Annotated in this window: 20 protein-coding genes; 15 read left to right on the plus strand and 5 right to left on the minus strand. The window is 60.6% G+C overall.

Translation table 11 applies throughout. From position 1 onward, the window contains the following. Positions 1-85 precede the first annotated feature (85 nt). The gene (locus V6L81_RS06205; protein ID WP_095020958.1) at positions 86-1,606 is read right to left on the minus strand and encodes an aldehyde dehydrogenase family protein; all 1,521 of its coding nucleotides are present in this window, start codon (positions 1,604-1,606) and stop codon (positions 86-88) included. A gap of 346 nt (positions 1,607-1,952) precedes the next feature. On the opposite strand from V6L81_RS06205, the gene V6L81_RS06210 reads away from it, so the two are divergent. The 4 genes from V6L81_RS06210 to V6L81_RS06225 all read left to right on the plus strand — a co-directional run bounded on the left by V6L81_RS06210 (position 1,953) and on the right by V6L81_RS06225 (position 6,278). Beyond that, the gene (locus V6L81_RS06210; protein WP_094999450.1) at positions 1,953-3,833 is read left to right on the plus strand and encodes a sigma-54-dependent Fis family transcriptional regulator; all 1,881 of its coding nucleotides are present in this window, start codon (positions 1,953-1,955) and stop codon (positions 3,831-3,833) included. Between the two features lie 189 nt (positions 3,834-4,022). Then, entirely contained in the window at positions 4,023-5,372 is a 1,350-nt protein-coding gene (gene mpl / locus V6L81_RS06215) for a UDP-N-acetylmuramate:L-alanyl-gamma-D-glutamyl-meso-diaminopimelate ligase (protein ID WP_094999449.1), read from the plus strand. Further along, the gene (ubiX, locus tag V6L81_RS06220) at positions 5,369-5,998 is read left to right on the plus strand and encodes a flavin prenyltransferase UbiX (protein WP_094999448.1); all 630 of its coding nucleotides are present in this window, start codon (positions 5,369-5,371) and stop codon (positions 5,996-5,998) included. The genes mpl and ubiX overlap by 4 nt, the downstream gene beginning before the upstream one ends. Then, complete coding sequence (locus V6L81_RS06225) at positions 5,991-6,278, plus strand: YceK/YidQ family lipoprotein (RefSeq protein ID WP_094999447.1); 288 nt, start codon at positions 5,991-5,993, stop codon at positions 6,276-6,278. The genes ubiX and V6L81_RS06225 overlap by 8 nt, the downstream gene beginning before the upstream one ends. Positions 6,279-6,294: 16 nt before the next feature. Here the strand turns inward: V6L81_RS06225 and V6L81_RS06230 are convergent, their stop codons facing one another. After that, complete coding sequence (locus tag V6L81_RS06230; RefSeq protein WP_094999446.1) at positions 6,295-6,936, minus strand: oxidoreductase; 642 nt, start codon at positions 6,934-6,936, stop codon at positions 6,295-6,297. A gap of 49 nt (positions 6,937-6,985) precedes the next feature. Further along, positions 6,986-8,668, minus strand: a complete 1,683-nt coding sequence (locus V6L81_RS06235) for a C13 family peptidase (protein WP_094999445.1) — start codon at positions 8,666-8,668, stop codon at positions 6,986-6,988. A 166-nt stretch (positions 8,669-8,834) separates the two neighbouring features. Between V6L81_RS06235 and V6L81_RS06240 the strand changes: the two genes are divergently transcribed. Genes V6L81_RS06240 through V6L81_RS06250 form a run of 3 tightly spaced genes read left to right on the plus strand, consistent with a single transcriptional unit; the run spans position 8,835 to position 10,511 of the window. After that, positions 8,835-9,197: a CidA/LrgA family protein gene (locus tag V6L81_RS06240; protein WP_094999444.1), complete on the plus strand. Its 363-nt coding sequence runs from the start codon at positions 8,835-8,837 to the stop codon at positions 9,195-9,197. Continuing rightward, entirely contained in the window at positions 9,194-9,910 is a 717-nt protein-coding gene (locus V6L81_RS06245) for an LrgB family protein (RefSeq protein ID WP_094999443.1), read from the plus strand. Before V6L81_RS06240 ends, V6L81_RS06245 begins: the two co-directional genes overlap by 4 nt. A 10-nt stretch (positions 9,911-9,920) precedes the next feature. Then, positions 9,921-10,511, plus strand: coding sequence for an LON peptidase substrate-binding domain-containing protein (locus V6L81_RS06250; RefSeq protein ID WP_338660561.1), 591 nt, complete (start codon positions 9,921-9,923; stop codon positions 10,509-10,511). A gap of 2 nt (positions 10,512-10,513) precedes the next feature. Here the strand turns inward: V6L81_RS06250 and V6L81_RS06255 are convergent, their stop codons facing one another. Both V6L81_RS06255 and V6L81_RS06260 read right to left on the minus strand, forming a co-directional pair. Further along, positions 10,514-11,830: a bifunctional DedA family/phosphatase PAP2 family protein gene (locus tag V6L81_RS06255; protein ID WP_296304179.1), complete on the minus strand. Its 1,317-nt coding sequence runs from the start codon at positions 11,828-11,830 to the stop codon at positions 10,514-10,516. Between the two features lie 161 nt (positions 11,831-11,991). Further along, the gene (locus V6L81_RS06260; protein WP_095031804.1) at positions 11,992-12,660 is read right to left on the minus strand and encodes a DNA-3-methyladenine glycosylase; all 669 of its coding nucleotides are present in this window, start codon (positions 12,658-12,660) and stop codon (positions 11,992-11,994) included. Positions 12,661-12,836: 176 nt separating this feature from the next. Between V6L81_RS06260 and V6L81_RS06265 the strand changes: the two genes are divergently transcribed. The 8 genes from V6L81_RS06265 to V6L81_RS06300 all read left to right on the plus strand — a co-directional run bounded on the left by V6L81_RS06265 (position 12,837) and on the right by V6L81_RS06300 (position 20,903). Then, complete coding sequence (locus V6L81_RS06265) at positions 12,837-14,108, plus strand: glutamate-5-semialdehyde dehydrogenase (RefSeq protein WP_338660562.1); 1,272 nt, start codon at positions 12,837-12,839, stop codon at positions 14,106-14,108. After that, positions 14,077-14,799 carry a nicotinate-nucleotide adenylyltransferase gene (nadD, locus tag V6L81_RS06270; RefSeq protein WP_232527619.1) on the plus strand — a complete coding sequence of 241 codons (723 nt, stop codon included), beginning with the start codon at positions 14,077-14,079 and terminating at the stop codon, positions 14,797-14,799. The genes V6L81_RS06265 and nadD overlap by 32 nt, the downstream gene beginning before the upstream one ends. Before the next feature lie 72 nt (positions 14,800-14,871). Further along, the gene (gene rsfS, locus V6L81_RS06275; RefSeq protein ID WP_016779261.1) at positions 14,872-15,366 is read left to right on the plus strand and encodes a ribosome silencing factor; all 495 of its coding nucleotides are present in this window, start codon (positions 14,872-14,874) and stop codon (positions 15,364-15,366) included. Positions 15,367-15,375: 9 nt separating this feature from the next. After that, positions 15,376-15,843, plus strand: a complete 468-nt coding sequence (rlmH, locus tag V6L81_RS06280; protein ID WP_003444191.1) for a 23S rRNA (pseudouridine(1915)-N(3))-methyltransferase RlmH — start codon at positions 15,376-15,378, stop codon at positions 15,841-15,843. Positions 15,844-15,855: 12 nt separating this feature from the next. Continuing rightward, on the plus strand, positions 15,856-17,751 hold the full coding sequence (gene mrdA, locus V6L81_RS06285) for a penicillin-binding protein 2 (RefSeq protein ID WP_094999438.1): 1,896 nt from the start codon (positions 15,856-15,858) through the stop codon (positions 17,749-17,751). A gap of 31 nt (positions 17,752-17,782) precedes the next feature. Beyond that, complete coding sequence (rodA, locus tag V6L81_RS06290) at positions 17,783-18,886, plus strand: rod shape-determining protein RodA (protein ID WP_165484550.1); 1,104 nt, start codon at positions 17,783-17,785, stop codon at positions 18,884-18,886. A 17-nt stretch (positions 18,887-18,903) separates the two neighbouring features. Next, positions 18,904-19,914 carry a lytic murein transglycosylase B gene (gene mltB, locus V6L81_RS06295; protein WP_094999436.1) on the plus strand — a complete coding sequence of 337 codons (1,011 nt, stop codon included), beginning with the start codon at positions 18,904-18,906 and terminating at the stop codon, positions 19,912-19,914. Then, positions 19,914-20,903, plus strand: a complete 990-nt coding sequence (locus tag V6L81_RS06300) for a septal ring lytic transglycosylase RlpA family protein (RefSeq protein WP_094999435.1) — start codon at positions 19,914-19,916, stop codon at positions 20,901-20,903. The genes mltB and V6L81_RS06300 overlap by 1 nt, the downstream gene beginning before the upstream one ends. Positions 20,904-20,963 lie beyond the last annotated feature (60 nt).

A 20,963-nucleotide genomic window follows, 5' to 3' on the forward strand; every position in this document is an offset into this window, starting at 1 on the left:
GCTTGCTCGCGATGCAGGCGCTGCGGTCGTTCAGTACAGCGCAGCGATCCTTTCGCGAACAAGCCCGCTCCTACAGGGTTCTGGGTTAGAAGAAACCCAGCGGGTTGATGTCGTAGCTCACCAGCAGGTTTTTGGTCTGTTGGTAGTGGTCGAGCATCATTTTGTGGGTTTCACGGCCGACGCCGGATTTTTTGTACCCGCCGAACGCGGCGTGTGCCGGGTAGAGGTGGTAACAGTTGGTCCACACGCGACCCGCCTTGATGGCACGGCCCATGCGATAGGCGCGGTTGATGTCGCGGGTCCACAGGCCGGCGCCGAGGCCAAACTCGGTGTCGTTGGCAATCGCCAGCGCTTCGGCTTCGTCCTTGAAGGTGGTGATGCTGACCACCGGGCCAAAGATTTCTTCCTGGAAGACGCGCATTTTGTTGGTGCCCTTGAGCAGGGTCGGCTGGATGTAATAGCCGGTTGCCAGATCGCCTTCGAGCTTGGCTACGGCACCGCCGGTCAGCAGTTCAGCGCCTTCGTTCCTGGCAATTTCAAGGTAGGACAGGATCTTGTCGAATTGCTGTTCGGAGGCCTGGGCGCCGACCATGGTGTCGGTGTCCAGCGGGTCTCCACGCTTGATTGCCTCGACCTTGCGCATCACCACTTTCATAAAGTCGTCGTAGATCGACTCCTGCACCAGCGCCCGCGACGGGCAGGTGCACACTTCGCCCTGGTTGAAGAATGCCAGCACCAGACCTTCAGCGGCTTTTTCAATAAAGGCCGGCTCGGCCTGCATGATGTCTTCGAAGAAGATGTTTGGCGACTTGCCACCCAGTTCCACGGTCGACGGGATGATGTTCTCGGCGGCACATTTCATGATGTGAGCGCCTACAGGTGTGGAGCCAGTGAAGGCGATCTTGGCAATGCGTTTGCTGGTAGCCAGCGCTTCGCCTGCTTCTTTACCGAACCCCTGCACGACGTTGAGGACGCCCGGTGGCAGCAGGTCGCCGATCAGTTCCATAAAAACGGTGATGCTCAGCGGCGTTTGCTCAGCCGGTTTGAGCACGATGCAGTTGCCCGCCGCCAGTGCAGGGGCAAGTTTCCAGGCGGCCATCAGCAGCGGGAAGTTCCACGGAATGATCTGCCCGACCACGCCCAGCGGTTCGTGGATGTGATACGCCACGGTATTGCCGTCAATTTCGGCGGCGCTGCCTTCTTGAGCGCGGATGCAGCCGGCGTAGTAACGGAAATGATCCGCAGCCAGCGGCACGTCGGCGTTCAGGGTTTCGCGTACGGCTTTGCCGTTGTCCCAGGTTTCGGTAATGGCCAGCAGTTCGAGGTTTTGCTCAATGCGGTCAGCAATCTTCAGCAACACCAGCGAACGTGCCTGCACTGAGGTCGCGCCCCAGGCATCAGCAGCGGCGTGGGCAGCGTCGAGGGCTTTTTCGATGTCTTCGGCAGTAGAACGCGGGAATTCGGCAATGGCTTTGCCGTTGACCGGCGAGGTGTTGGTGAAGTACTGGCCTTTGACCGGTGCCACGAATTCGCCGCCGATGTAGTTACCGTAACGGCTCTTGAACGAAACAATCGAGCCTTCAGTACCGGGTTGTGCGTAACGCATGGTGAGTGTCTCCTGGCTTTATTGTGCTTATGGGAGGACGCGCTGTGGCGCTGGCAAAAGTATGAGCAAGGGCTGGGCCATCTTTGTGCAGGCCTTGCCTTCCAAGGCTTTGCGGGTTTTGCCCGGTCGTTGGGGAGAGGGGCTTGTGGCACACCTGATACAGCTGTGGTGACAATTTGTACCAGTCTTGGCACAACCGATGACCGGCCGGTCAGTTCGCGATTGCAAAGGCCGGTGAGCAAGAGGATGCTGGGCGTTCGGTTTGGACTGGATCTTTGTTGCCGCTGAGGGCGAGTTGCCTCTGTTGAGCACGGGACCACCGAGACAGAGCGGAGAACAATAAGAAATGCACAGCACCGATTTGCGCCGTCACGCACGGCAAGTCATTGATGTCACCCGCGGTCGCCCGCAAGGGTGTGACCCGTCCATCGTCCGTTCCTGGCAGCGTTGCCTGGAGGACTATCACCTCGATCCTGCGCAAACCATCGCCCCGACCGTACTTGAGCAAGGCCGTATCCTTGAAGGCCGCGAGCGTTTGCAGCAGGTGCTGAAAATTGCCGGTCACGAAATGAACAGCCTGCATCAGCAACTCTCCGGTGCCGGGCACGCGGTGCTATTGACTGATGCCCGTGGCGTGATCCTCAACTGTGTCACTGCCCCCTCCGAACGCAAGGTGTTCGAGCAGGCGGGGCTTTGGCTGGGGGCCGACTGGAGCGAAGCCAGGGAGGGTACCAACGGCATCGGTACCTGCCTGGTCGAGCGTCAGGCACTGACCATCCATCAGGATGAACACTTTCGTGGCCGGCACACCGGGCTGACCTGCTCGGCCAGCCCGGTGTTCGATCCGCAGGGCGAATTGCTGGCGGTGCTCGACGTGTCTTCGGCCCGCCATGAGGCTTCCCGTCAGAGCCAGTTTCATACGATGGCGCTGGTTAATCTGTCAGCGAAAATCATCGAAAACAGCTACTTCCTCGGGCACTTTCAGAATCAGTGGCTGCTGCGTTTTCATCTGCACGCCGAGTCTGTCGGATTGTTCAGCGAAGGCATGCTGGCGTTTGATGGCGACGGAGTTATAGGCGCGGTTAACCAGAGTGCCCTGAACCTGCTAGGGCATGTGCGTGGCAGTTTGCTCGGGCAATCGGTCGACAGTGTTTTCGATTGCCCGCGGGATGAGCTTTTCAGTCGGGCCACCCTCCAGGCGAATGCCAGTTGGCCGCTGCATACCCGCGACGGGCGTCGATTATTTGCGGCACTGCGCGGCCAGCCACGGAACGGGCCTGCCCCGGTCATGGTGCAAGCCGAGCCACCGCGCCCGAGCAGCATCTGCCTGGGTGATGAGGCCCTGCAGACAGATTTTCGCCGGGCATTACGGGTGTTTGAGCGCGATGTGCCGCTGCTGGTCAATGGTGAAACCGGCTCCGGCAAAGAAGCCTTTGCCAAGGCTGTGCATCAAGCCAGCTTGCGCAGCAGTAAGCCGTTTGTGGCGCTCAACTGCGCGTCGATCCCCGAAAGCCTGATCGAGAGCGAACTGTTCGGCTATCGCGGTGGCAGTTTTACCGGGGCACGCAAGGAAGGCATGCAGGGCAAGTTGCAGCAGGCCGATGGCGGCACCCTGTTTCTGGATGAAATTGGCGATATGCCGCTGGCGTTGCAAACCCGGTTGTTAAGAGTGCTGGAGGACCGTGTGGTGGTGCCCATTGGTGGCGAGCCGATGGCGGTCAACGTGCGCATTATCAGCGCCACCCACCGTAACTTGCAGGAGCGCGTGGCGGACGGCAGTTTTCGTGAAGACCTGTATTACCGCCTTAATGGACTGGAAATCGGTTTGCCAGCGTTGCGCGAGCGCACGGACAAATCGCAGTTGCTGGACTTCTTGCTGGCCGAAGAGGCGGGAGGGCAGCGCCTGTTTATCAGCCCGGCGGCGCGTGAGGCGTTGCTGGATTTTGCCTGGCCAGGCAACGTGCGTCAGCTGCGCAATGTGCTGCGAACCCTGGCTGCACTCTGCGAAAACGACGTGATCCAGTACGAAGATCTGCCGGCCACTATTCGCCTGGCTCCGCCCAAAGCCCCTGAAGCATGTGAATACCCGCTTGAGGATGCCGAAAAGCAGGCCTTGTTGCTGGCGCTCGAACTGCACCGCTGGCATATGACCCATACCGCGCTGCAACTGGGGGTGAGCCGCAACACCCTGTATAGAAAGCTGCGCAAGCATGGGATTGAGCGGTAATGCTTAAAAGCCCCTCACCCCAACCGTCTCCCGGAGGGTGAGGGGGCTGACCTGAGGCGTTGCGCAAATCCGCTTTTGCTTTTAGTCGCCTCTCCCTCAGGGAGAGGGCTAGGGTGAGGGTTTCAGAATCATCAGGTGCGAAAAGAACCTTGCTACGCTACCCTTCGCCGATGGTTTACGAGGTCAACTATGCACATTCATATTTTGGGTATTTGCGGCACTTTCATGGGGTCGCTGGCGGTTCTGGCCAAAGAACTGGGCCATCACGTTACTGGCTCAGACGCCAACGTCTATCCGCCGATGAGCACCCAGCTGCAGGCTCAAGGTATTGAACTAACCCAGGGCTATGACCCGGTTCAGCTCGATCCGGCGCCAGATGTAGTGGTGATCGGCAATGCGCTGTCCCGTGGCAACCCCGCAGTTGAGTACGTGCTCAACAAGGGCCTGCCTTACGTGTCCGGCCCGCAATGGCTGGCTGACCATGTGCTGCAAGGCCGCTGGGTACTGGCCGTGGCAGGTACCCACGGTAAAACCACGACCAGCAGCATGCTGGCCTGGGTGCTGGAGTACGCGGGCATGGCCCCGGGTTTCCTGATTGGCGGTGTGCCGCAGAACTTTGCCGTGTCGGCCCGTCTGGGTGATACGCCGTTCTTTGTGGTAGAAGCCGATGAATATGACAGCGCCTTTTTCGACAAGCGCTCGAAGTTTGTCCACTACCGTCCGCGCACGGCAATCCTCAACAATCTCGAGTTCGATCACGCTGACATCTTCCCGGACTTGCCGGCCATTGAGCGGCAATTCCACCATTTGGTGCGCACTATCCCGAGTGAAGGGCTGGTTATCCACCCGACCACCGAGCCTGCATTGCAGCGTGTAATCGAAATGGGCTGCTGGACGCCGGTACAAACCACGGGCGTCGATGGTCAATGGCAAGCCAGGCTGCTCAGTGATGACGGCTCTCGCTTTGAGGTGCTGTTTGACGGCGCGCTGCAAGGTACCGTCGATTGGAACATGACCGGCCAGCATAACGTGGCCAACGCCCTGGCGACCCTGGCCGCAGCGCGCCATGTCGGCGTGGTGCCGAGCATGGCGATAGATGGGTTGAGCGCTTTCAAAAGCGTGAAACGACGTATGGAGAAAGTCGCCGAAGTCCACGGCATTACCCTCTACGACGACTTTGCCCACCATCCGACTGCGATCGCGACCACCCTCGATGGCCTGCGCAAGCACATTGGTGACGCGCCCTTGATCGCGGTGATTGAGCCGCGCTCCAACTCCATGAAGCTCGGAGCCCACCGTGATGGCCTGCCGCAAAGCGTGGTGCAGGCGGATCATGTGGTCTGGTATGCCCCGGCCAATCTGGGTTGGGATCTGGCCGCGACGGTGGCATCGAGCCCGGTGCCGACCAAGGTGTGCGATTCGCTGGACGCCATCATTGCCGAGGTCAAGGCCCAGGTTAAGCCCGGTACCCATGTGGTGATCATGAGCAATGGCGGCTTCGGCGGGCTGCATGGCAAGCTGGCGGAAGCGCTGCAATGAGTGGCCCGGAACGCATAACCCTGGCGGTCACCGGTGCTTCCGGCATGCCGTACGCCTTGCGCCTGCTCGATTGCCTGGTGCGCGAAGACCGCGAAGTCCACTTCCTGATCTCCAAGGCCGCACAATTGGTCATGGCAACCGAAACGGATGTCAGCCTGCCGCCAAAGCCACAAGCAATGCAGGCTTTTCTGACTGAATACACGGGCGCTGCCGCAGGGCAGATTCGCGTATACGGCAAGGAGGACTGGATGTCGCCCGTGGCTTCGGGGTCGGGAGCACCCGCTGCGATGGTGGTGGTGCCGTGTTCTACCGGCACCCTGTCGGGGATTGCCACCGGCGCTTGCAACAACCTGATCGAGCGGGCCGCAGACGTGACGCTCAAGGAGCGTCGCCAGCTGATTCTGGTGCCGCGTGAGGCGCCGTATTCCAGTATCCATCTGGAGAACATGCTCAAGCTGTCCAATATGGGCGCGGTAATAGTGCCTGCATCGCCCGGCTTTTATCATCAACCGCAGACTATCGATGACCTGGTGGATTTTGTGGTGGCGCGCATTCTCAACCTGCTCAATATCCCCCAGGACATGCTCCCGCGCTGGGGCGAGTACCATGTGGGCGGCGATGAGTAAGGCGCTATTGGCCCTGCTGGTGGCGGCTCTGGTTTGTGGTTGCGCCAGCGTGCGAACGCTGGATGCGGCCAAGCCGGGCGCTCCCGTTGTGTACTCGGGTACGCGGCTGGACGTGTATGCCCTTGAGGGCGGGTGCTGTGCCAAGGATCGCTTTGGCGCCGAGGCTCCGCGCTATCCGGGCCTGGACCTGCCCGCCAGCGCGTTGCTCGATACCGTACTATTGCCGTTGTCCGTGCTGACGGTGCTGGGTGTCGGGTTTCAGGCCAGCGGTGGTTTGTAGCCAGCAGGGCGGGTGACTATTTACCCAGCTTGCGCAACTCATCGGATTCGATCACCCGCACGCCGTCCTGTTCTTCCAGTGCCAGGCGCCACAGCGCACGGGCCAGCTGGCAGGCTTCGATACCGTGGTACTTGCCCGGAATCAGTTTGGACAGTGGCCCGGCGATCTGTTCGGCCAGACGTGGCTCGACGCGATCGCCCAGTAGCAGGGAAGGACGGGCAATGGTCAGTTGCGGCCAGTTTTGCGCGCGCAGCGACTGCTCCATTTCACCCTTGACCCGGTTATAGAACACCGAGGACTTGGGATCGGCGCCGATGGCACTGACCACCACCAGATGGCGTGCGCCCATTTCCCGCGCGCGTTTGGCGAAAGCCACCACCATGTCGTGATCCACCGCGCGGAAGGCTGCCTCGGAACCTGCCTGCTTGATCGTGGTGCCCAGGCAGCAGAAGGCGACATCGACCCGGCCACTGAGTTGAGGCAGGAACACGGCGGGGTCACCTACCGGGTTTTCCAGGTGCGGATGCGCCGCCAGAGGCTTGCGTGAAGGGGCGAGCACGCGGGTGATGGTGGGCTCGTTGAGCAGGCGGTCAAGTAGCAGTTCGCCGGTAAGGCCGGTAGCGCCTGCGAGCAAAATATGTGAAGGCGTCAAGTGCATAATGTTTCTCCCTTGATACAACCAGCTTAGCCATTCCAGGGTTATTTGCTTACTGCAAAGCCTGTTTCGCTTGTTGTTGACGCAAGCGTTGCCAGTGGTTCAGAACGCCTTTTGGCGCCCAGATTTGCGGTTCGGATGGCTCGTAGCCATCCGCTTGTTCGCGTTCGGCCACGTACTGCCTGGCCAGTTTGAAGGCTTTTTGCAGGTCGTCGGTCTGGTTCAGCGCCTGAGCAAACAAGGCATTGCCGAAGTAGGTAAAGTCGGCTTCTTCAGAGCAGCCAAAAGACACGCGGTCAGCCTGGGATGCGGTCATGATCAGGGTTTTTTCATCCTTGAGCGCGGGGATAAAACCGCCTGAATAGCAGGATGAAATCACGATGATCTTGTCGCGGTTTTTCAGTGGGGCCAAGGCTGCAGCTAGTTCGTCGGCGGGCAGGTCTGCCAGCTCCATGCGCGGTTGATCGAGTACCAGCTCGTGTTCCTGGGTGCCGTGGCTGGTCAGATAAATGAAAATCAGGTCTTCAGGGCCGGTGCGCCCGGCCAGGGTTTTTGCCGCGCGGTACAGGTTTTCGCGGGTGGCCATGGGGCGATCGAGCAGATGGTCGCGGTGGTTCACCAGGGTGATCCGGCCACGGCTGCCAAAACGGCTGGCCAGCATGTCGCTGACGTAATCGGCTTCGCGCTTGAACACGCTCTGCTTGCCGTCGCCCGCCAGCACCAGGCTGTACAGCTCGATTGCCGGGGTGGATGGGGCAACGCCGTCCAGCGCCTTGTTGAGCAATGTGCCCTGGTTGAGCAGCCCCAGCTCCAGCGGGTCGGGCAAGACTGTCCCTTTGGCATCGCGCACTCGCTGGCCGTTGAGCCAGTAGCCGCTTTGTACGGTACCGTCGCTCAGGGTCAGGGTGCCCTGGCCCTGATAGGTGTCTGCGGCGAACTCGCCAACATAGGTGCTGCCGTCGGGCAGGCTCAAATGGCCGGGACCGTTGAAGCGCCACTCGTTGAACATGCCGCTGTAGTGGCTGCCGTCGATGCCTGTCAGTTCGCCCTTGCCGGTTAAAGCGCCGTCCTTGAAGTCGCCGCTCCACACATCGCCGTCGGCATTCTCATAGCGGCCCTTGCCGTTGAGCTGGTTGTGCTTGAACGCGCCCTCGTACTGGTCGCCGTCGGCGCTGTTGAAGATGCCGTTGCCTTCAAGTTCGCCATTGACGAACTCGCCGACGAACTCATTGCCGCTGGCATCGCTGCGCCTGCCGGTGCCGTGGGGTTTGCCGTGGGCAAACTGGCCCTGGTACTGGCTGCCGTCTTCCAGCTCCAGATGGCCATCGCCCGAGAACTGGTCATCCTTGAAGTCGCCGCGATAGCTCAGGGTACCTTGCTTGAGCGTGCCCTCGCCCTCGCGGTTGCCCAGCTTGAACCCGCCCTCGTAGGTACTGTCGTGGGTGGTCAGGCGGCCATGGCCGCTGTACAGGCCTTGCGCGAAACCGCCGCGATAGCTATCGCCATTGCTGGCGTGCCACTCGCCCTGGCCGTGCCACTGGCCATTTTTGAACTCCCCTGCGTACCAATTGCCATTCGGATAGTCGATACGGCCCTGGCCCTGCAGCAACCCGTTGACCACTTCGCCTCGATAGCGCCCGCCATCGGGCAGGCGTGCGTCGGGCGGTAACAGTGATTCACCGTCTCCACAGGCCGTCAGCAGCAGGGTCAAAGCAAGGGGGGCAAATGGGCGCATAACGGGATCCGGATAATTAAGCCACCGAGTATGCCGCAGCAATGGAAGCTGTCTATAGGCCCGGATGAAACATCGGCAGTTATTGTATGCCAAGGTGCAAGCCTGGGCCGTTGGTCGGTAGGACGTGCTTATAATGCGGCACAAAAATATTCGCTGGAGAGGTGAAATGTTGCTACGCGGCTTGACTTGGCTGGTGCTGTTTCAATTGCTCGGTACCGCCCTCAATCACTTGTTCGTCCCCGTATTGCCCGGGCCCATTATCGGATTGCTGCTGTTGTTGGGCTTCTTGATGGTGCGCGGTCAAGTCAGCGAGCCATTGAGTCAGGCTGCCGGCGGGTTGTTGCGTTATTTACCCTTGCTGTTGGTGCCGCCCGCGGTGGGCGTGATGGTGTACGCCGCCGATATTGCCGCTGACTTCTGGGCGATTGTCGGGGCGCTGGTGCTGTCGCTATTGATCTCGATGGCATTCGTCGGCGTACTGATGCAGCGTCTGCTCAAGAATCACAGCCATCCCGAGGAGCGGCCATGAATCTGCAATGGCAGGGCGCCTGGGAGTCAGTCATCCATCATCCGTTGTTTGGTATCGGTATCACCCTGGGCGCCTATCAACTGGTGCTCGCCGCTTACGAGAAAACCCGCTGGCTCTTCCTGCAGCCGGTGCTGGCCTCGATGCTGCTGGTGATCGGTGTGCTGCTCAGTTGCGGCCTGAGCTACGCGGAGTACCGCAAGAGCACCGATATCCTGAGTATTTTGCTGGGCCCCGCAACGGTGGCGCTGGCGGTGCCGCTGTACCTGAACCTGCGGCGGATCCGGCAGTTGTTCTGGCCCATTTTTACTACGCTGGTAATTGGCGGCGTCTTCGCCACTGCGTTGGTGGTGGGCCTGGCCTGGTGGTTCGGGGCCGAGCACATGATGCTGATGACCCTGGCGCCCAAGTCGGTGACCTCACCGATTGCCATGCTGGTGGCCGAGCAGATTGGTGGTGTGGCGGCGCTGGCAGCAGTGTTTGTGCTGATTACCGGGGTGATCGGCGCAATTTGCGGGCCGGGCCTGTTGCGCCTGCTCGGGGTTCACAGCCCGGAGGCCCGAGGTATGGCCCTGGGCATGACGGCGCACGCGGTTGGCACTTCGGTGGCCCTGCAGGAAAGTGAAGAGTGTGGCGCCTTCGCGGCGCTGGCGATGAGTCTGATGGGTCTGGGTACGGCGGTGTTCCTGCCGTTGGCCGTGACCCTCATGGTGTAAGGGTGAAGCTATGACATTGCCGCTGTTTCCTTTGAATACCGTGCTGTTTCCAGGTTGTGTGCTGGATTTGCAGATATTTGAGGCGCGCTACCTGGACATGGTTGCCCGCTGCATGAAGCAGGGCACAGGCTTTGGTGTGGTGTGCATCCTGGATGGCCGTGAGGTCGGCAATGCACCCCAGGGTATCGCCGGGATTGGCTGTGAAGCCCTGATTCGCGATTTTCAGCAGCAGGACAACGGCCTGCTGGGCATTCGCGTCGAGGGCGGGCGGCGCTTTGAAGTGCTGGGCACTGAGTTGCAGCGCGATCAGCTACTGCTGGCGCATGTCGAGTGGCTGGATGACGCCCCCGAGCAGCCCCTGCAGGAAGAAGACCAGGACCTGCTGGCCTTGCTCAAGGCGCTGGCCGAGCACCCGATGGTGGTGGCCCTGAACATGAACACCGAGGTGGCGGGGCAACAGTCGCTGTCCAATCAACTGGCGTACCTATTGCCCTTTGCCGAGGCAGACAAGATCGAACTGCTGCAGGTCAATGACCCGCAGCAGCGTCTGGACGGGATACAAGTGCTGCTCGATGAGATCCAGGGCGAAGCCCTCAACTGATCTCAGTAGGCGTAGCGCAGCAGTTCCTTGGACAAGTGCCCGAGCATGAAAAACCCGTAGAGCGCAGTGACTGACGGCAAGATCAGCCACCAGATTTTCTGCGGGACCGGCTCAAGGGGCATGTATCGCTGGCTTAACGCCAGAGCGAATGCGTTGACAGTGATGGCGAGCAGGGCCCCAGCGGTGATGTCCGTTGGCCAGTGAGCGCCCAGGTACACCCGCGACATCGCCACGGTGATCGCCAGCAGGCAACCCAGCAATACCCAGGTGACGCGCATGCGTTGTGGCTGGTTGCGCCCGGCCAGAATGGCCAGGGCGACAAAAAACGCAAACGCCCCCGAACTGTGGCCGCTGGGCATGCTGTAGCTGGTCAGCGGGTCCACCAGCACTTCGGGGCGCACCCGGGCGAAGAAGTGCTTGGTCGCGGTATTGGCCAGCGCGGTAAACAGCGTGATCCCGCCAAAGAACCACATTGCCCGCCATTGCCGGGTAAACAGCAGAATGACGCACACCAGGGCTGCCGCCAGAAACTGGGTACGGAAGTTGCCGATTTGCGTCACCAGCACGGCGGCGCTGTCCATGGCACTGCTGCGATGCTCTTGTACCAGGGCCGTGATGCCCTGGTCGAAGGCGGTCATGTGTGGATAACCGATAAAGACGGCCAGTAGCAGGGCGAAGCTGAGTGTGCCGATCAGCAGCGTGGCCCGGGGTTGGCGACGGATACTGGCATTGATGCTCAGGCCCAGCAGGGCGGCGAGGCCCGCGGCAACAATGGCGGCCTGTAGCCAGAAGCCTTCGGGCAGTGGCAGGCGAATGGCAGCACCGGTGGCCCAGCCCGGTAGCAGGTACGCCACCGACCAGCCTGCTCCGGCCAGCAGGCTGACGCCGATAAAGCGCGGGATCGGCATGTCGCACATCCCGGCCACCATCGGCAGCATGGGCCGCAGCGGGCCGATAAAGCGCCCGACCAACAGGCTGACAATACCGTAGCGATGGAAGTAGCTCTCGGCCCCGTTCATCCATTCGGGATGAGTGCGCAAGAGGGGTAAGCGGCGAATGTTCTGGTGGAAGCGCCTGCCCAGGGCGTAGGACACCGCGTCGCCGAGCAACCCGCCGAGAAAGCCCAGCAGCAGGGTTTGGCCCAGGGACAGGGCGCCGCTGCCGGCCATGACGGCAATGGCGAACAACAATACGGTGCCGGGAACAATGATGCCGGCAATTGCCAGACACTCCACGCAAGCCACAATAAACACCGCGAGGCCCAGCCACTGCGGGTTGGCTGTCAGCCAGCCGGTGATGCTATCGAGCCATGGGCCCATGTTCCGATTTCCTTGTCTGCTTATTAGGTTGTTTGTAGGCGCTACAGTCTTGAAGCTGGCCCGGCTCTAGTTATGGGAGTGGGTTTGCACGCGATGCAGGCCCCGCGGTCTGTCAGGACAATTGCGGCGATGCCATCGCGAGCAAACCCGCTCCCACAGGATCAGTTGTGCTCCAGGGTGATGAAATCCCGCCCCTCAACCTGCCCGCGACGCAGCGGATTACGCGTGCAATACGCAGCGTAGTCAGCATCGACAAAGCGGTACATCAAATGCTCGTCGCGCCCGTGGGGGATGCCCAGACGGGTGGTCTGGATAATTTTCGAAGGTTGTTCTCTGACGTCATCGACCCACAAGCGTTCGGGGTCGAAACATTTTGCATCCCATTCGCGCACCTTCAACCCCAGCGCTTTGCACAGCAGGGTTTGCCCCGCACACAGTTTGTGTTCGGGCCGGGGGTTGCCTTTGGCGTCCGGGTTGTTGCGTTGCATCTGCGCCAGGCTGTCCGGGCCCGCCAGCTCATCAAGCCAGGGATGGGCCGATTTGATCAGCACTGCGTTGCCGGGGCCGTGGGCGCTGAAATTCAGCGAGTCGCCGCCGCGGGCGTAATACATGTAGATATGCCCGCCATCGAGAAACAGCGCCTTGCGCTTGTCGGTATAGCCCAGCGAGGCGTGGCTGCCTTTGTCGGTGAGGTAATAGGCTTCGGTTTCGATAATCCGGGCGCTGAGCCACAGCCCGTTGACCCGATGGCGAATGACTTTGCCCAGCAGTTGGCAAGCAACAAGCTGGGCATCTCGATCGAAAAAGGCATCAGGCAGCATCATGGGCATGTGCAGGACGGTCAGTGGATAGCTGAAAAGGTGCAGATCATAGCAAGTCATGCTTAATCGGGGCTGAACGCAGTGTATTTGTGGTCCATTTCGACCATCCGCCTGCCACCGCTGTGCGTGAGGCGGCGGGACCGCTATAATCGGCCGCTTTCCTCCCTGCCAAGACCCTTGAGACCATGACTGAGTCCGTTCTTGACTACATGACCCGCCTGGGTCGCGCTGCTCGCGAAGCCTCCCGCGTGATCGGCCGTGCCAGTACGGCGCAGAAAAACCGTGCCCTGCACGGCGCTGCTGCTGCATTGGATGCCGCACGTCTGGAGCTGGTTGCTGCCAACGAACTGGACCTGGCCGCCGGCCGGGCCAACGGCCTTGAGCCGGCCATGCTGGAGCGCCTGGCGCTGACCCCTGCACGCATCGACAGCATGATTGTCGGTTTGCGTCAGGTGGCAAGCCTGCCAGACCCCATCGGCGCGATTCGCGACATGAGCTACCGCCCTTCGGGTATTCAGGTCGGCAAGATGCGTGTACCGCTGGGTGTAGTCGGAATCATCTACGAGTCGCGTCCTAACGTGACCATTGATGCTGCCAGCCTGTGCTTGAAGTCGGGCAACGCAACCATCCTGCGCGGTGGCTCCGAGGCGATTCACTCAAACCGTGCCATTGCAGTGTGCATCCAGCGCGGCCTGGCCGAAGCCGGTTTGCCGCCCGCCGTGGTGCAAGTGGTTGAAGTGACCGATCGTGCCGCTGTCGGCGCGCTGATCACCATGCCCGAGTACGTTGATGTCATCGTGCCTCGCGGCGGCAAGGGGCTGATCGAACGGGTCAGCCGTGATGCCAAGGTGCCGGTGATCAAACACCTGGACGGCATCTGCCATGTATACGTCAGTCCCCATGCCGATCTTGCCAAGGCGCAGCGCATTGCGTTCAACGCCAAGACCTACCGTTATGGCATTTGCGGCGCGATGGAAACCCTGCTGGTGGATCAGGCCGTCGCGGCAGAATTTTTGCCGGCAATGGCTGAACAATTTCGCGCCAGGGGCGTCGAACTGCGCGGTTGCGAGCGTACCCGGGAGTTGATCGACGTGGTTGCCGCCACTGAAGACGACTGGAACACCGAGTACCTGGACGCCATCCTGTCGATTCGTATCGTGGAGGGTCTGGACCAGGCGATTGAGCATATCAATCACTATGGCTCCCATCACACCGACTCGATCGTCACCGAACACCAGGGCGATGCCCGGCGTTTTATGGCCGAAGTGGACTCCAGTTCCGTGATGCTCAACACACCAACCTGCTTTGCCGATGGATTTGAATACGGATTGGGTGCGGAGATTGGCATTTCTACTGATAAGCTGCACGCCCGCGGCCCGGTGGGTCTCGAAGGTCTGACCTGCGAGAAGTACATTGTGGTCGGCGATGGCCAGTTGCGCGGTCAGGAGCCAGTCTGACTTGGTCAAGCTGAAAGCGTCAGCGCCGGCACCTGTGATCGACGTGTTACCCCAGCGCATAGGCGTACTGGGCGGAACCTTCGATCCGGTGCATATCGGTCATCTGCGTGGCGGGCTGGAAGTGGCGGAGATGATGGGGCTCGACGAGCTGCGTCTTACCCCCAATGCCAGGCCACCGCACCGTGACACCCCCCAGGTGTCAGCCCACGACCGTTTGGCGATGGTCGAGTGCGCTGTCGCAGGAGTGGCTACGCTGGTAGTGGACGCCCGGGAGCTGCAAAGGGACAAACCGTCCTACACGATCGATACACTGGAATTGATGCGGGCCGAGATGGCCGCGTATGACCAGTTGTTTTTACTGTTGGGTTGGGACGCGTTTTGCGGCCTGCCCACATGGCATCGCTGGGAAGAGTTGCTCCAGCATTGCCATATCCTGGTGCTACAGCGCCCGGATGCCGACAGCGAACCGCCGGATGCCTTGCGCAACCTGCTGGCAGCGCGCTCGGTAAGCGACCCGCTGGCCCTGAAGGGGGCAAGCGGACAGATTGCATTCGTTTGGCAGACGCCGCTCGCGGTATCCGCCACCCAGATCCGCCAACTGCTGGCCAGCGGTAAGTCGGTACGTTACCTGGTGCCCGACGCGGTCCTGGCCTACATCGATGCGCACGGGCTTTACCGTGCGTCGAACTGAAAAAGGGTGTGTTTCAAGGCGCCAATTGTCGTGTATTGAAACACCCGAACATACGAGCAAAACGAGTTTTATATGACTGACAAAGATGTAAGCAAAGTAAAGCGCAAAGGCACCTTCAAAAGCGCGCCATTGCCGGAAAAAACCTTCAGCGCCGAGCCTCTCAAGGGTGAAGAGCTGGTCAAGGTTGCTGTTGCCGCCCTGGAAGACGTCAAGGCCCAGGATATCCAGGTCATCGACGTGCGTGACAAGCACAGCATCACTGACTTCATGATCATCGCTACCGGTACTTCGAACCGTCAGATCGGTGCGATGCTCGACAAGATCCGCGAAGCGGTGAAGGCTCTGGGCGTCAAGCCGCTGGGCGAAGAAGGCAAGGGCGACAGCGACTGGGTTCTGCTGGACATGGACGACGTGATCGTTCACATGATGACCGCCAGTGCCCGTCAGTTCTACGACCTGGAGCGTCTGTGGGCCGGTGCTGAACAAAGCCGTGCAGGCAGCGCTGCTCACCACAGCCCGGAAAACACCCATGAGCACTTCCTGAAGCTCAACAAAGACCAAGAGTAAGGGTTCGCTGTGCGCCTGCGTTTGATCGCTGTCGGTTCGCGTATGCCCAAGTGGGTGGAAGAAGGCTGGCATGAATATGCCAAGCGTCTGCCATCCGAGCTGGCACTTGAACTGGTGGAAATACCGCTCAACACCCGTGGCAAGAATGCTGACGTGGCCCGCTTCATCCGCCAGGAAGGCGAAGCCATGCTGGCCAAGGTAGGCCCGGGCGAGCGCATCGTAACCCTCGAAGTGCACGGCAAACCGTGGAGTACCGAGCAGCTGGCGGTTGAGCTTGACCGCTGGCGCCTGGATTCGCGCACGGTGAACTTTATGGTCGGTGGCCCGGAAGGGCTGGCGCCGGAAGTCTGTGCCCGCGCTGACCAGCGCTGGTCGCTGTCGCCATTGACGCTGCCGCACCCGTTGGTGAGGATTCTGATCGGTGAGCAGTTGTATCGCGCCTGGACAGTGCTGTCCGGGCACCCGTATCACAAATAGTCAGCGCTCTGAATGACTCAGCCGATCCGCCTTAAAGACCACGAGAAAGACGCACGCCTTGTGCGCGGACGAGTCGTGGTCGGTGCGATTGTGGTCGTGACGCTGATTTGTGTGCTGCTCGCGCGGCTTTATTACCTGCAGGTGGTGCAGTACGACTACCACTCCACCTTGTCAGAGAACAACCGGGTGCATGTGCAGCCGATCCCGCCTACCCGCGGTCTGATTTTTGACCGTAATGGCGTGGTGATCGCAGACAACCGCCCCAGCTTCAGCCTGAGCATGACCCGCGAACGCTCTGGTGACTGGCAGCAAGTGCTCGACGTTATTGTTGAAGTGTTGCAGCTTGCGCCTGAGGATCGCGCCCTGTTCGAAAAGCGCATGAAGCAGGGGCGGCGGCCGTTTGAGCCGGTGCCCATTCTGTTTGAGCTTAACGAAGAACAGATCGCCCGGATTGCCGTAAACCAGTTCCGCCTGCCCGGGGTTGAAGTGGTTGCGCAACTGGTGCGGCATTACCCTCAAGGCGCGCATTTTGCGCACTCGGTGGGTTACATGGGCCGGATCAACGAAAAAGAGCTTAAAACCCTCGATCCGGTCAATTACAGCGGCACCCACCATATCGGCAAAACCGGCATCGAACGTTTCTACGAAGCCGAGCTGCATGGCCAGGTGGGTTACGAAGAAGTCGAAACCAATGCCCGTGGCCGCGTGTTGCGAGTACTCAAGCGCACCGACCCGATCCCTGGCAAAGACATCGTACTCAGCCTCGATATCAAACTGCAGGAAGCAGCTGAAGAGGCGCTGGCAGGGCGTCGTGGTGCAGTGGTGGCACTCAACCCGATGACGGGGGAAGTGCTGGCCATGGTCAGCCAGCCGAGTTTTGACCCCAATCTGTTCGTGACCGGCATCAGCTTCAAGGCCTATGCCGAGCTGCGTGATTCGATAGACCGACCATTGTTCAACCGCATCCTGCGCGGCCTGTATCCGCCGGGCTCGACGATCAAGCCTGCAGTGGCGATTGCCGGCCTGGACAGCGGCGTGATCACCGGCTCCTCGCGGGTGTATGACCCCGGCTATTACCAGCTGCCCAATTACGATCACAAATACCGTAACTGGAACCGTAGCGGTGATGGCTACGTCGATCTGGATACCGCAATCATGCGCTCCAACGACACCTATTTTTATGATCTGGCCCACAAGCTGGGGATTGACCGTCTGTCGAGCTACATGAACCAGTTCGGTATCGGCCGCAAGGTCTCGCTGGACATGTTCGAAGAGTCCGCCGGGCTGATGCCGTCCCGCGAGTGGAAACGTGCCACCCGACGCCAGGCCTGGTTCCCGGGCGAGACGCTGATTCTGGGGATTGGCCAGGGCTATATGCAGTCCACCCCCTTGCAACTGGCCCAGGCCACCGCGTTGATCGCCAGCAAAGGCAAGTGGATCCGTCCGCACCTGGCCAAGACCATCGAGGGCGTACCGCCGGTGGACCCGGACCCGGTGCCGGATATTGTCCTGCGTGACCCGTCCAACTGGGCCAAGGTCAACCACGGCATGCAGCAAGTGGTGCATGGCGCTCGCGGCACGGCGCGGGTGGCGGGCGTTGGCGCGCAATACCTGATTGCCGGCAAGAGCGGTACGGCCCAGGTGGTGGCGATCAAGCAGGGCGAAAAATACGACCGTTCCAAGGTGCAGGAGCGTCACCGCGACCACGCCTTGTTCGTCGGCTTCGCGCCGGCCAACAACCCGCAGATCACCGTCTCGGTGATGATTGAAAACGGCGAAGCCGGCAGTCGTGTCGCCTCGCCCGTGGTGCGCAAGGTCATGGATGCCTGGTTGCTGGGTGAAGACGGCAAACTCAAACCCGAGTACGGCGGCCCCGTAAAGGCAGAGGTTCCGGCCAATGATGAGTAATTTTGACCGCATCCTCTCCAGTGAGGACGTGATGCGTCGCCGTGCCACGCTGCTTCAGCGTTTGCATATCGATGGCCCGCTGCTGATTCTGCTGCTGACCCTGGCGGCTGGCAGCCTGTTTGTACTGTATTCGGCCAGCGGCAAAAGCTGGGACTTGCTGAGCAAACAGGCGACTTCGTTCGGTATCGGGCTGGTATCGATGTTTATCATCGCCCAGCTGGAACCGCGATTCATGGCACGCTGGGTACCGATCGGCTATCTGATCGGGGTGATGTTGCTGGTGGTGGTGGATGTCATGGGCCACAACGCCATGGGCGCCACTCGCTGGATCAATATCCCCGGGGTGATTCGCTTTCAGCCCTCCGAGTTCATGAAAATCCTGATGCCCGCGACCATCGCCTGGTACCTGTCCAAGCGAACCTTGCCGCCGCAACTCAAGCATGTGGCGGTCAGCCTGATGCTTATCGGGGTGCCTTTTGCCCTGATTGTGCGCCAGCCCGACCTGGGTACGGCGCTGCTGGTACTGGCAGGCGGTGCATTTGTATTGTTCATGGGCGGTCTGCGCTGGCGCTGGATCCTCAGCGTACTGGCAGCGACGGTTCCAGTGGCGGTGGCCATGTGGATCTTCGTGATGCACGACTATCAGAAGCAGCGCGTGCTGACCTTCCTCGACCCTGAAAGCGACCCGCTGGGCACTGGCTGGAACATTATCCAGTCCAAGGCCGCGATTGGTTCGGGCGGGGTGTTCGGCAAGGGCTGGCTACTGGGTACCCAGTCGCACCTGGACTTCCTGCCCGAGAGCCATACCGACTTCATCATCGCGGTGATGGGCGAAGAGTTCGGTCTGGTCGGCATTTGCGCGCTGCTGCTTATTTATCTGTTGTTGATTGGTCGTGGCCTGGTGATCACCGCCCAGGCCCAGACCCTGTTCGGCAAATTGCTGGCAGGCAGCCTGACCATGACGTTTTTTGTTTATGTTTTCGTCAACATCGGTATGGTCAGTGGCCTGCTGCCGGTGGTGGGCGTGCCATTGCCCTTTATCAGTTACGGCGGCACTTCGCTCGTGACGCTGTTATCAGCGTTCGGGGTTTTGATGTCGATCCACACACATCGCAAGTGGATCGCACAAGTTTGATTAAGGTGAATTATTCAATGCAAGCAATGCGTGGCTGGGCTGCTCGATACGCGTCGTGGGTAGGCCTGCTGGGTCTGTTCGGGACCGCACAGGGTGCGCTGGCCGGTGACTACGAAGGCTCGCCCCAAGTGGCTGAGTTCGTAGGCGAAATGACCCGTGATTACGGATTTGCCGGCGAGCAGCTGATGGGCGTGTTCCGCGAAGCCGAGCGCAAGCAAAGCATCCTCGATGCCATTTCGCGCCCGGCCGAACGGGTCAAGCAGTGGAAAGAGTACGGCCCGATGTTTTTGACCGACGCCCGCGTCGCCCGCGGTGTCGATTTCTGGCGCGAGCACGAAGCTGTTCTGGCCCGCGCCGAGCAGGAGTATGGCGTTCCGGCCCAGGTGATTGTGTCGATTATCGGCGTCGAAACCTTTTATGGTCGCAACACCGGTAACTACCGCGTGATCGATGCCTTGTCGACCCTGGGTTTCGATTACCCGCCCCGCGCCGAGTTTTTCCGCAAGGAACTGCGAGAGTTCCTGTTGCTGAGCCGCGAAGAACAGGTTGACCCGCTGACCCTGAAGGGTTCCTATGCCGGAGCCATGGGCTTGCCGCAGTTTATGCCGAGCAGCTTTCGCGCCTATGCCGTGGATTTCGACGGTGATGGCCATATCAATATCTGGAGCAACCCGGACGATGCCATCGGTAGCGTTGCCAGCTACTTCAAACGTCATGGCTGGGTAGCCGGTGAGCCGGTGGTGATTCGCGCCGATGTGACCGGTGATCGCGCCGATGAAGGCCTGACCCAGGGCATTGAACCGGTCAAGACCGTCGGGGAGTTGCGAGCGCTGGGCTGGTCGAGTCATGATGCGCTGCGCGACGATATGCCGGTCACGGCGTTCCGTCTGGAAGGCGCCGATGGCCCTGAGTACTGGATGGGCCTGAAAAACTTTTATGCGATCACACGCTATAACCGAAGCGTGATGTACGCCATGGCAGTGCATCAACTGTCCGATCTGCTGGTTCAAGCACGGGGCAACAAGTAATGCCGTTTCTAGCGACCCGTACACCTTTGAAACTCGCCGCCTGCGCCGCTGTTGCGTTGCTGCTGGTGAGCTGCTCGAGCAGTCGCTCGACGCCCCCGCAAACATCGACCGCGGTCAGTTCCAAGCCGGGCCTGGATATCAACCGTGCCCACAAGGACGGTGCGCCGTGGTGGGATGTTGACGTTTCGCGCATCCCCGACGCCACGCCGACCCTGCACACCGGGCCTTACAAGGCGGCGCCGTACTCGGTGCTGGGCAAGACCTATTTCCCGATGCAAGAGTCCAAGACCTATGTGGCCTCGGGCACCGCGTCCTGGTACGGCACCAAGTTTCACGGCCAGAACACCGCCAATGGCGAGGTCTATGACCTGTACGGCATGAGCGCGGCGCACAAGACTTTGCCGCTGCCCAGCTACGTCAAGGTGACCAACCTGGATAACGGCAAGGCCGTGATCCTGCGCGTCAACGACCGTGGCCCGTTTTATTCGGATCGTATTATCGACTTGTCCTACGCTGCTGCCAAAAAGCTCGGCTATGCCGAAACCGGTACGGCCCGGGTCAAGGTTGAAGGTATTGACCCTCAGGCCTGGTGGGCTCAGCGCGGTCGCCCTGCGCCGCTGATGCTCAACGAACCGAAAGTGGCCCAGAACACCGCCCCGACCGTGTCCACCGGCAAGGTTGAGCAATGGACGCCGCCCGCACAGCAGCATGCTGCCGATGTGGTTCCGGTCAGTCCAATGGCCAAGGGCCAGGGTACCTACCTTCAGGTCGGTGCCTTTGCCAATCCGGACGCTGCCGAGTTGCTTCGTTCCAAACTCAGTGGCATGGTCAGTACCCCCGTGTTTATCAGTTCGATTGTGCGCAATCAGCAAACCTTGCATCGTGTACGCATGGGGCCAATAGCCTCGGCGGGTGAGGTGGCACAAACACAAAACAGCGTGCGCCTGGCCAATCTGGGCCAGCCGAGCGTTGTGACGTCGGATCAGTAACACCGAACAAAGCGTTGGGCCCTGAGCAGTCGGGGCCCAAACGCAGTTGCAGAGGTCAAG

This window comes from Pseudomonas bubulae (assembly GCF_037023725.1).
In the GTDB taxonomy this organism is placed as follows: Bacteria; Pseudomonadota; Gammaproteobacteria; order Pseudomonadales; family Pseudomonadaceae; genus Aquipseudomonas; species Aquipseudomonas bubulae.